General features: G+C 39.0%; 7 protein-coding genes. 2 read left to right on the top strand and 5 right to left on the bottom strand.

The genetic code is table 11. The annotated features are described in order from the left end of the window. Positions 1-19: 19 nt before the first annotated feature. The 5 genes from glgB to ABZ559_RS10280 all read right to left on the bottom strand — a co-directional run bounded on the left by glgB (position 20) and on the right by ABZ559_RS10280 (position 8,387). Positions 20-1,906 carry a 1,4-alpha-glucan branching protein GlgB gene (gene glgB, locus ABZ559_RS10260; protein WP_367006283.1) on the bottom strand — a complete coding sequence of 629 codons (1,887 nt, stop codon included), beginning with the start codon at positions 1,904-1,906 and terminating at the stop codon, positions 20-22. A 312-nt stretch (positions 1,907-2,218) separates the two neighbouring features. Further along, positions 2,219-4,519 (bottom strand): type I pullulanase, encoded by a 2,301-nt coding sequence (pulA, locus tag ABZ559_RS10265; RefSeq protein ID WP_367006285.1) that lies wholly within the window; start codon positions 4,517-4,519, stop codon positions 2,219-2,221. 6 nt (positions 4,520-4,525) lie between these two features. Next, the gene (locus ABZ559_RS10270; protein ID WP_273415278.1) at positions 4,526-5,551 is read right to left on the bottom strand and encodes a diacylglycerol kinase; all 1,026 of its coding nucleotides are present in this window, start codon (positions 5,549-5,551) and stop codon (positions 4,526-4,528) included. 11 nt (positions 5,552-5,562) lie between these two features. Next, positions 5,563-7,521, bottom strand: coding sequence for an NAD-dependent DNA ligase LigA (gene ligA, locus ABZ559_RS10275; RefSeq protein WP_367007655.1), 1,959 nt, complete (start codon positions 7,519-7,521; stop codon positions 5,563-5,565). Between the two features lie 356 nt (positions 7,522-7,877). Continuing rightward, positions 7,878-8,387 carry a VIT1/CCC1 transporter family protein gene (locus ABZ559_RS10280; protein WP_018375021.1) on the bottom strand — a complete coding sequence of 170 codons (510 nt, stop codon included), beginning with the start codon at positions 8,385-8,387 and terminating at the stop codon, positions 7,878-7,880. A gap of 381 nt (positions 8,388-8,768) precedes the next feature. Here ABZ559_RS10280 and queA point away from each other — a divergent pair, with 381 nt between their 5' ends. Both queA and ABZ559_RS10290 read left to right on the top strand, forming a co-directional pair. Further along, positions 8,769-9,797, top strand: a complete 1,029-nt coding sequence (queA, locus tag ABZ559_RS10285; RefSeq protein ID WP_321058108.1) for a tRNA preQ1(34) S-adenosylmethionine ribosyltransferase-isomerase QueA — start codon at positions 8,769-8,771, stop codon at positions 9,795-9,797. A gap of 315 nt (positions 9,798-10,112) precedes the next feature. Beyond that, positions 10,113-11,345: a DUF3114 domain-containing protein gene (locus tag ABZ559_RS10290; RefSeq protein ID WP_367006287.1), complete on the top strand. Its 1,233-nt coding sequence runs from the start codon at positions 10,113-10,115 to the stop codon at positions 11,343-11,345. Positions 11,346-11,535 lie beyond the last annotated feature (190 nt).

Below are 11,535 nucleotides of genomic sequence, written 5' to 3' on the forward strand. Positions count from 1 at the left end.
TAGTTTTCCTTTCTTAGGTTTATTTTTTCAAACGACGTTTAATTTTCCAGATACTTGCTCCAAGTGCTGGAAGGGTAAAAGTGAGCGTGTTTTGATAGTGTTTCCAAAGTCCAGTCTGCGTCCGAACATTTGGATTACCTTCTTTCCAAACGCCACCAAAAGCCTCTAACTCCGTATTAAGAACTTCTTCGTAGATGCCCGCAACCGGTACACCGATAGTAAAATCTCTACGTTCAACCGGCGTCATGTTAAAGATACAAATCAACATATCTCCCTTGTCATTCTTACGAATGAAAGATAGGACAGATTCCGCAGTATTATCGGCATCAATAATCTCAAGTCCTTCATAGGAATCATCAATCTGCCATAGAGCTTTATGCTCCTTATAAAATTGATTGAGATGGCTGGTGAAACCTTGCATTTTTAAGTTGAGTTTATCTTCTTCATCAAGATTTCCCCATTCTAACTCATGATCATACTTCCATTCCAAAAACTGACCAAATTCCGACCCCATAAAGAGTAATTTTTTACCCGGATGACAAATCTGGTAAGTATAAAGGGTACGTAATCCCGCAAACTGGTTATAGCGGTCTCCCCACATTTTGTGCATCATGCTTTTTTTGCCGTGAACAACTTCATCATGTGAAAATGGTAAGATAAAGTTTTCATTAAATACATACATGAAGCTAAAAGTGACCAAGTTAAAGTCATATTGACGATAAATAGGATCTTCTGCAAAGAATCTGAGGATATCGTTCATCCAGCCCATGTTCCATTTATAGTCAAAACCACAGCCATCCTCACTAAGCGGTTTGGTAATTGGTGTTGCAGCTGTTGATTCCTCAGCAATCATCATAACGTCTGGGTGATGATACTTGACAATCCCATTAAGACGGCGAAGGAAATTATAGCCTTCAATATTACGATTTCCCCCAAATTGATTTGGCGACCATGGTCCATCATCGTAGTCTAGATAAAGCATATTGCTGACAGCATCAACACGGATACCATCAATATGATAAAACTCAATCCAAAACAAGGCACTTGAAATCAAGAAAGACTGCACTTGATTTTTACCAAGGTCAAAGTTCAATGCTCCCCAACGGTAATTATGGGCGCGATGATGATCTTGATATTCATAAGTTGGCGTCCCATCAAAATAAGCTAGGGCATCGTCATTTTGTGTAAAATGTCCTGGAACCCAGTCAACGATAACACCAATATTGTTCTGATGACAAGCTTCTACGAAATCTTGAAAATCTTCCGGTGTCCCGTAAGTGTGCTCGAAGGCAAAATACCCCATCAACTGGTAGCCCCAACTCATCCCCAAGGGATGCGCCATCAACGGCATGAACTCCACATGGGTATAATTCATTTTCACTAGGTAAGGAATCAATTCCTCTTTTAACTCTTTAAACTGATAAGGTTTTCCAGTTTCATCCTTTTTCCATGAATTGGCATGGACTTCGTAAATATTAACCGGACGTTGTTTGAAACCGAAGCGTTTACGGCGTCCCATCCAAAGACCATCTTTCCACTTTTTATCCTCAAGGCTCTTGACAACAGCCGCAGTCCCTGGGCGTTCCTCCAAGTAGAGCGCTACTGGTTCCATTTTTTCAACAACTTGACCACCTTTTCGTGTCACTAAATACTTGTAAAGTTGTCCTTCCTTGGGTAAGTCCGTAAAAACTTCCCAAACTCCCGCTTCATTTTTAGTCATTTGAAGCGGTTCATTGCGCCACTCTGTAAAGTCACCAATCAGCTGAACAAGTTCTGCATTTGGTGCCCAAACTCTAAAAACATAGCCATCTTTATCCTCTTGGTGATCACAATGCACCCCAAAATACTGTTGAATATGGAAATTTTCCCCTATTCCAAAAGTGTAAAGCGCTTCTTTATTATCCATCAAATCCCCCCTCTAAACCACTATCCTGATTGCCCTTATCAGTAAAATTTCACACAATATGTGTTCTAATCACCCATACTATAACAATACAGATAAAATAAATCTCACTAGCTATGTCTAAGTAACAAAAGATAAACCGAACAAATATTATTGAAAATTTAGCTCCTTAGAGCACCCCAGAGTGTGTTAAAAAATAAAAAATGACAAAATAATATTGAAAGAAAATCAAAATTATCATGTCACTTTTACACTATTTCGATTTTCAATTAATATATGTCTCGAAAAAACAAAAATAACCCGAGAAACCTCAGGTTATTCCGTGATATCAAGGATCGCCGCTGTCAAATTATCAAGCATTAATTCATTTTTTCGAAAACTCTCATCATTTGTTATTATTATATCATTAAATTGTTTAGTTTGCAAGCGTTTTCCAGAAGTGTTGAAAATGACTTTGTATTTCCTTTCGTCTTCAACAATGAAGCTAATAAAACCAGTCCCAGAAACAGCACTATTAACATAAACATGGTCACGCACATCTTTAAATGTCTGGTATGAAAAATATGGAGTTTGAGTTTTCATTTGAATAACTTTTTTAACAAACTCAATCGTTGATTTATGGTAGGTCACATGACGCCAATTTACTTGATTGACATTATCAGGTGCGTTGTAAGAATTCATTGCACGTTCCTTGTCTGCATCAGTCAGTTGTCCATCTTGACCCGTTGGATAAAGTTTTGTTCTTAAAAATTCCTGTCCCAACTGCATAAAGCTCATCCCTTGCATTAAAAGATTCATTGCTGTTGCCAACTCAACTCGACGAATATGTTCCTCAACACTATCAGTAGGATGTAACTCTAAAAGAAGATCATTAAGATTGTAATTATCATGAGCTTCAACATAATTCAATACTTGATTTGGAGCCAAATAATTAACAAGTTCATCACTTCCAAGAATAGCCTTAGCAACCTTATCCTCCGAGGAGGCACCCGATACAAAACCTCGCTTAAAGTCACCATAAACTTCCGCACCTTTAACCGCATTACGTTGATCATCGTTAAAGAAACCAATGTTTGGCATTTGCTGTGCGTTATCTTTTTTAGCTTTATCCTCTGGCATCAGACCAATACCCATGTCCCAACCCTCACCGTAAAGAAGGATGTTAGGGTCAATCTTGTCTAACTCTTTCCGAATGGCATTCATCGTTTCAACATCATGAAGCCCCATTAAGTCAAAACGAAAACCATCCAAATTGTAATTTTGAGCCCAGTAAAGAATAGAATCAATCATGTATTTTCGATACATTTCTTTCTCACTAGCCATCTCATTGCCACAACCAGAGCCGTTTTGGAAAGAACCATCAGAATTCATACGATAATAATAATCTGGAACCGCTAATTGAAAAGCCGAATCTTGTGAAGAATAGGTGTGATTGTAAACCACATCCATAATCACCCCAATCCCTGCATCATGATAGGCTTGAACAAGTTGTTTTAATTCTAAAATACGAGTTGCAGGCTCATGAGGTTTACTTGTAAAACTCGCCTCAGGAACATTATAGTTTTCTGGATCATAGCCCCAATTATAAGCATAATTTCCATCAGCATCAAAGGTTTGATGATGATCAAAAATGGGTTGCAACTGAATGTGAGTAACTCCTAAGTCTTTTACATAATCAAAACCAGTCTTATCCCCAAACTGATTACGCGTTCCTGTTTCAATGGCACCAAGAAATTTTCCGCGATTTTTAGGATTGACTCCAGATGTTTCCGATTGTGAAAAGTCACGAATATGCATCTCATAAATGACTGCTTGATTTGGGTTAGATAACCGCCAAGTAGCTTCTTTTCCATGCTTGATACTAAAACCTTCTGGAATAAGATGTTCAGGAGCAATGACAATTGAGCGGCGCCCATTTGCTGTTGTCGCAATAGAATAGGGATCTCTGGTATCCCTAAAGGTTCGTTTACGATAATATATGCGGTAACAGTAAGCCTGATAATTCATATTTCCCTGTATGGTTTCAAACCAGACCCCATGTGTATTCTTCCTGTGGTCTGAATGATTCACTTCGTTTCCTCGTACCATAGGAAAAACTCGCTCCACACTGGCTTTTTCATCTGTTGAGTTGTAAAGTACTAACTCTACTTTTTCTGCAGTTGGTGCCCAGAGTCTAAATTCTGTAAACCTTTCAGAATACTTAGCTCCCAACCAACCATCAAAGCCCCATTTTTGATCAAAAACTTTACTATTAGTTCCCATATCAAATGCATGAGGTTGTCTCCGACCGTAGGAATGGCTTGCAACTGCTGCTTGACGAGAATAGTAAACGGTACTATCACCATCAACTAACCAAACTTCTGTTTTAGAACCACCATTTTCACGATTGATGCGGTAGTCAACAGTCTTATAACTCCAATCTCGATTCTTAACAATTACGTAGATATGACTCAAAAAATAAGGTGCTGGTTCAGTTAAAGTCGCTACTGCTCCAAAGCTATCATAACGCGAAAAGCGGGCATCTCTTCCCAAGTGACCGTCACGCCATTGCCATAAACTTCGGTCGAAATAACTACCTTGACGGCTATGGTAGTGCACGATTACAGTGTTTTCCATATTATTTTACTCCTCTATTTCAGGTTTGAGTTCTTCCACTTCGTGGGCAAATTTCTGAGCGATAGCTTCTAGTGCCAATTCTTCCTGACTCCATACCAGAGCATCGTCTGAAATTTCATCTGTATTGGCGAAGAAAGTGATATGATTTTTCAAATTCTTGAGAGTAATCGGAGCATCTCCACCATATTCGCCATCCAAATTAATCATCATGCGCTTATCAGATTTTGGTTCAATTTCAATATAGCTAGTTTTAATGTACTCAACACGTCTGTCGTTGATGTGTTTGCCTCCGTCTAGAACCAAGCGAATCAAATGCAAAATCTCAATCAGATTAGCTGTCTTGACCAAAATCAAGGTAAATTTCCCATCATCTAGCTTAGCATCCGGTGCAATTTGTTCAAATCCGCCCACAGAATTAGTGAGGGCAGTAAAAATCATCGAAACGTCACCCTCAAAAACACCATTATCATGCGTAATTCTAACAGGAACCTTACTGACTTGCGGTAATAACTCAACTCCCTTGACCAAATAAGCCAAGTAACCAAACATGGTTTTCAACTGACTTGGGACACTGTAGGTCAACTCAGTGAAGGAACCAGCCGCAGCAATGTTGATAAAATAAGTATCTTCGTAAGCTTGACCAATGTCCATTTTAATCAGTTGGTTTTTACCAATCAACTTGGCCGCTTCAACGGGATTGCCACGCGGAACTTTCAATGCCCGTGCATAATCATTAGTCGTTCCAGTCGGAATAATAGCCATTTTAGGCCGCTTCTTCAGGGGTGCTATCCCATTAACAACTTCATTAATCGTTCCATCCCCTCCAGCTGCAATAACCAAGTCAAAGCCTGCAAGGGCAGCGCGTTCAGCTTCTTTTTGGGCAGAATCTTTTTCTGGAGTGGTCTGAAAAGCAGATGTTTCATAGCCAAAACCTTCCAAAACATTCAAAACTTCTGCAACATTTTTCTTCATGATTTCTTGTCCAGATGTCGGATTGTAAATCAAGCGCGCACGTTTTTGTTTCTTAACCATAAGATTTCCTCTTATAAACTTTCTAACCAAGCTTCATCACGAATATCAACACCAAGTGCTTGAGCCTTTTCAAGTTTAGAGCCCGCATCACTTCCTGCAATTACCAAATCTGTCTTTTTAGACACAGAATTTGTCACTTTAGCACCTAAATTTTGCAACTTTTCTTTAGCCTCATTTCGAGTTAAACGTTCTAGTTTTCCAGTAAGAACTACCGTTAAGCCTGATAATTGGGCATCAGCCTGTGGCCTTTGACCTTTGAAGGATAAATTCAGACCAACCTGACTTAGCTCCTCTAAAAGCTTTTCTGCCTCTTCCTTATCAAAATAGCTGCGCAGAGATTTGGCAACCGTATCCCCTAAACCATCTATAGCAGAAATGGTTTCCACATCTGCTTGAGCCAAACTCTTGAGATCACCGAATGTTTCAAGCAACTGGCGACTAACCTTGGCACCAATGTGACGAATCCCCAGACCAAATAAAAGTTTTTCTGCTGAATTCTCTTTAGATTGTTGAATGGCTTGATAAAATTTCTCCGCCGATTTTTCCTTTACCCCATCAAGCAACAGAAAATCTGCAACTGATAATTGATATAAATCCGCAACATCATGAACCAAATTAGCTTTGAATAATTTTTCAATAACTGATGGTCCTAAGCCAGCAATGTTCATGGCATCACGACTGGCAAAATGTGACAATCGCTCCAAAATTTGAGCTGGGCAAAGCGGATTGATGCAACGTAAGGCTACTTCATCATCGTAATGAATCAAAGTGCTATCACAGGATGGACAAGTTTTAGGAATAGGCATAATTTCTTGCTTATCCCGCTTGCTTTCAACCACATGTAACACAGCAGGAATGATATCACCAGCTTTATAGACAATCACAGTGTCACCAATGCGAATATCCTTATCAGCAATATAATCCACATTATGCAACGTAGCCCGACTAACAGTCGTTCCCGCTAGCTGAACTGGACTCAAGTTTGCTGTTGGTGTCACTACTCCTGTTCGACCGACAGTCCAATCAACAGAAAGAATCTTTGTTTCCTTTTCCTCTGCTGGAAACTTATAAGCAATAGCCCAGCGAGGTGCTTTTACGGTAAATCCTAGTTCTTCCTGCATAGCTAAGCTATTAACCTTGATAACAACACCATCTATGTCATATGGTAGGTGATCACGTTCTTCAGCAATCTCCTGAATAAATCGCCAGATGTCATCTATTGATTCTGTCACAATACGGCGAGGATTCACAGAAAAACCAAATTCAGCAAGTTCTCTTAAGACATCATCTTGTGTACGACGTGTTGTTGGACTTGCTTCTTGATAAAGAAACGTTGCTAGTCCTCTTTTGGCAACGACCGAAGTATCTAACTGTCGCAACGTTCCTGCAGCAGCATTTCTTGGATTGGCAAATTCAGCCTGCCCATTATCACGACGCTCCTGATTGATTTTATCAAAAGAGAGTCGTGGCAAGTAGGCTTCTCCACGAACCGTTATTGTCAAAGGTTCAGATAATCGCTGCGGAATATCTTTAATCCGTTTTAGATTCTCAGTAATGTTTTCACCAATATTGCCATCACCTCGAGTCGCACCAACCTGAAGATCTCCATTAACATAAACTAAAGAAACCGAGAGCCCATCAATCTTTAGTTCGGCCATATAGGTTGCCTCTGGAAAAGTACGCTTCACTCGATTATCAAAGTCTTCTAATTCTCCACGTGAAAAAGCATCCTGCAAACTGTAAAGCGGAGTTTCATGTTGGTATTTTTCAAATCCATCTAAAACAACACCTCCGACAGCCTGAGTTGGACTATCTGGGAGAATAAACTCTGGATGTTCATTCTCTAGCTCAACCAACTCTCGATAAAGCTTGTCGTACTCAGCATCTGTCACTGTAGGACTGTCTTGGGTGTAGTATTCGGTTCTGTATTGATTCAGTAAATGAACCAGTTCTTTGATACGTTTTTCCATATGTTTCATTTTACCACATTTCCAACTCTCTGACAGTTCAGAAACGCTCTAAAATACATTTTTTAAAAAATCATCTCTGCTTATATCTGTTAAAAAACTCCCTTGCAAATTCGTACTCAGTAGTAACCTAACACCAAGCATTCGAAAGCAGGTAGCAATTGAACATTAGAGCGACTTTCACAACTTAGTTAACCTTATTATGTCAGTATTTCTTGTGCTTCATCGCCTAGTTCGTTTTTGATTTTCTTTGGTAAACAGTCTTCTCATTCTTAAAAGGTGCAAAAGAAAAAGCTGGATGACAAATCAAACCTATGAGAAATAGTGATTTATCATCTCAGCTTCTTTTTAATTATAGACTATTTTTGTAACCAAGCGTCAGCCATATTTCCCAAAAGTTGGCCAACATAGTAGGCAAATAAGGCCGCCGTTAGACCAACTATTAGAGTACGCAGAAGTTCTTTTCCCTTATTTCTGTTTGTTATGTGTGCTTTAACCAATCCCAAAAGCGCTAAGGCAAAAGAAACCAAGACACAGGCAATGGTGAACGTATTATCTTGAAAAGCACTGAAAATATTGAACAAGAGATAAGATAATAAGGGAATCAGACCAAAAAAATTGAATGAAATAAAGGTCGCGGCAGCATTTTTAACCGCCTTTCTCTTGTCCACATGCTCCTCAGTTGTCGAACTGAGGTAATCACCAACTGCCATGGAAAAACCATCAGCCAGTAAGTTAGAAAATCCTAAAACGATAATGGGGGCTACGCCAAGATTGCCACCAACCGACCCTGCCACTACAGCAAAAGTTGTCACAATGCCATCCATTCCGCCATAAACTATGGACTTTGCATAATCGTTGACTGCCATTTGAAACCAACTTTCTATCTTTTTAGTTTAACCTTTTAGAACCTGTATTCACAAGCGAAGTGCTTATAGATAAGAAATCGTTTTTCGCTAATCAAGGCAGTTTTTTTGAGGAGATACTGACTGTATTTGGAAAAAAACTAGCCTTAGATAAAAGTACTGAACTGTGAATATAGGTTCTTAATTCAAAATAAAGATTTGCAAACTCTACTGGACTGCAGCAAGAGAAGATAAACTAAAAGAGTATAAAATTGAGATAGCTATCCTTCTTATGACTATTGTATCATTTATTTAGAATGATTACAATTAAGTAATTCAAAGATGACGGCAAGCAGTTATCGTGATATAATAGGAAGGCTAAAAAGAGAGTTAACGAGGAATATAATGAATACTGAAGATTTTAATTTTCATTTACCAGAGGAACTCATTGCACAGACACCTCTGGAAAAACGTGATAGTTCGAAATTATTAGTCATTGACAAAGACAATCACAGCATGATAGACACCCATTTTGACCATATTATTGATCAACTGAATCCGGGTGATGCTTTAGTTATGAACAACACGCGTGTCCTTCCTGCCCGTCTTTACGGTGAAAAACCTGATACTCATGGACATGTTGAATTGCTTTTACTTAAAAATACCGAAGGCGATCAATGGGAAGTTTTAGCAAAACCTGCCAAACGTCTTCGTATCGGTGCTCAAATTTCTTTTGGAGATGGCCGACTAACAGCAACGGTAAAAAAAGAATTAGACCACGGAGGTCGAATTGTCGAATTTGCCTATGACGGTATCTTCCTAGAAGTTCTTGAAAGCCTTGGCGAAATGCCATTACCACCTTATATTCACGAAAAGCTTGAAGACCGCGAGCGTTACCAGACCGTCTATGCCAAGGAAAATGGCTCTGCTGCGGCTCCTACAGCTGGTTTACATTTTACAGAAGAATTATTAGAAAAAATTGAAGCTAAAGGGGTCAAATTAGTTTACCTCACTCTTCATGTTGGTTTAGGCACTTTCCGCCCTGTTTCAGTTGATAATGTTGATGAACATGAGATGCACTCTGAGTTTTATAACTTATCCGAAGATGCAGCCCAAACTCTGCGTGAAGTCAAAGCAGCAGGTAAACGTGTGGTGGCTGTAGGAACAACTTCCATTCGAACACTTGAAACTATCGGTTCAAAGTTTGATGGTCACATCAAAGCTGACAGCGGTTGGACCAACATTTTCATCAAGCCAGGATATCACTTTAAAGTTGTCGATGCTTTCTCAACAAACTTCCACCTCCCTAAATCTACCTTAGTGATGTTAGTTTCTGCCTTCGCTGGCCGTGAATTTGTTCTTGATGCTTATAAACACGCAGTCGATGAACATTATCGCTTTTTCAGTTTTGGTGACGCTATGTTTGTCAAATAACGGAAAGCCTCTCCTTATCAGACCGATAGGGAGACTTTGTTTTACTGATATTCTGTGAAAAGTATATTGATAATTTATCAAGGCAACTTTGCTTTCGTTAAGTGTTACGATGACACAAGTGAACTACAATAACGTAGTCTGATACATTGAACACTTGCAATTAGCATTTTATGTTAAAATAATACTCTTCGAAAATCAAAATTATCCGTTGTCAACTTGCCTTGATGAACTCAAGTTCTATCGTCGGCTTCGTTTCCTAGGCTACTTTTGATTTTCATTGAGTATAAAGTCAACATTCAAAGAGAAAGGGTACAGATGAAAGGAAAGATTTTAAGAATTTACCTTACCATTTTTATGTTAAGTATTTTGGGTTTTACTGCCTATCGGCACGAAGAAAAACAAGCCCAATCTGAAAAAATTTATCATGCCTATCAAGATCTCTATGAATCATTAACCGCTGAAAATGAGGAGTATCACTCCTTACCACTTTTAGAGAAGTGGCAGCTCCGTCCTGCTTTATTAAAGCAATTTAAAGAATTGGTACAAAAAGGATGGTCTAAGACAGTCATTAAAGAAATCTATATCAAGAAATTGAGTTTTTTAGATGAGCGTTCAAATCCTAATTTAAAATCCTTTCAAAGTCAATTTTTAGAAGCTCAAAAGGTTGGCAGTCCTCTCTTTAGAGATATGTGGCATAGTCAAGTTAAACTTGATTCCACCCAAAACGCGAAAAAAAGTCTCGCTTTCCTCACTCATTTCATCAATTTACCTAAAGAACTTAGTGGTAATACCAATGAGACCAGAGCCCTTCTAAGGCATTTTGATGCAAACCTCTCACCAACCGATGCTTTCTGGACCGAACTAGCCTCTCTGGTACAGATAGCCTTTCCAGACGACACCTTCTCACAAACGGACACTTTTTCCAAACAAATCCATCAACTTCGCTACGTTATCTCTGCCCAGCAAGCCAACTGGGTTCGTCAACACTACCGTACCAAAACAGACAGCGATGCAGATGCCTTAGCCAAATATTTAACAAAACTACCTGAGCAAGATTACAGTCTGACCGAGTCTTCCCGCTATCATAATAAGGTTGCCATTGAAACCAACACTTCGGGCAGAAAAGTCCCCAAGTATAGTGACAATGTCAAGCAAAGCAATTTCAAGGTGCTTATCCACTTTCACTCTGAGTTTATCCTATCAGAATCTGGACAATTTCTTAATGAGATTGATACACAAACTCGGACAAAAAATAGTATCGTCAATAGTGCTAGCTTTAACTATGCCAATCAAAATGACAATCGCCATCGTCAACTAGACATCACTCCCATCAACGACAACGAACCAAAATTCGCCTTAAAAGCAATGATAGATGGCAATTCTCTCTTTGTTGAGCCAAGTAAAAAACAACAGCGAGACAAGCACAACAAAATTTTCAGCCGTAAAGGAAAATCTTCTAAACAATTAACCAAAGAAGCAGCTCAAAAATTTCAAAACCTCATCAAAAGCTACCAAATCGCCTTCTCCAAAACAACAAAAATGCAGTAATCTTGAGGTTACTGCATTCTCTTTTATAGTCTTTTAGTACTAGTCAACGAGCTGCAGGTTGCTAGAACAGCCTCTAGGCTGTTCTAGGTTGGAAATAAGACATGCGAAGCAAGTGACTTTCGTAAAGTACGGCAAAGTGAGTTCAAACAATCCAGTGGAGTGTTTGAAGTTGGAAATAAGGAAACAGAGT

The sequence above is a fragment of the Streptococcus sp. ZY19097 genome (genome assembly GCF_040731245.1).
Taxonomy (GTDB): Bacteria; Bacillota; Bacilli; order Lactobacillales; family Streptococcaceae; genus Streptococcus; species Streptococcus orisratti.

What these genes read in the sequence shown, in the direction of transcription:
- glgB (WP_367006283.1), bottom strand. Translation starts at nt 1,906, where the DNA reads ATGGATAATAAAGAAGCGCTTTACACTTTTGGAATAGGGGAAAATTTC.
- pulA (WP_367006285.1), bottom strand. Translation starts at nt 4,519, where the DNA reads ATGGAAAACACTGTAATCGTGCACTACCATAGCCGTCAAGGTAGTTAT.
- ABZ559_RS10270 (WP_273415278.1), bottom strand. Translation starts at nt 5,551, where the DNA reads ATGGTTAAGAAACAAAAACGTGCGCGCTTGATTTACAATCCGACATCT.
- ligA (WP_367007655.1), bottom strand. Translation starts at nt 7,521, where the DNA reads ATGGAAAAACGTATCAAAGAACTGGTTCATTTACTGAATCAATACAGA.
- ABZ559_RS10280 (WP_018375021.1), bottom strand. Translation starts at nt 8,387, where the DNA reads ATGGCAGTCAACGATTATGCAAAGTCCATAGTTTATGGCGGAATGGAT.
- queA (WP_321058108.1), top strand. Translation starts at nt 8,769, where the DNA reads ATGAATACTGAAGATTTTAATTTTCATTTACCAGAGGAACTCATTGCA.
- ABZ559_RS10290 (WP_367006287.1), top strand. Translation starts at nt 10,113, where the DNA reads ATGAAAGGAAAGATTTTAAGAATTTACCTTACCATTTTTATGTTAAGT.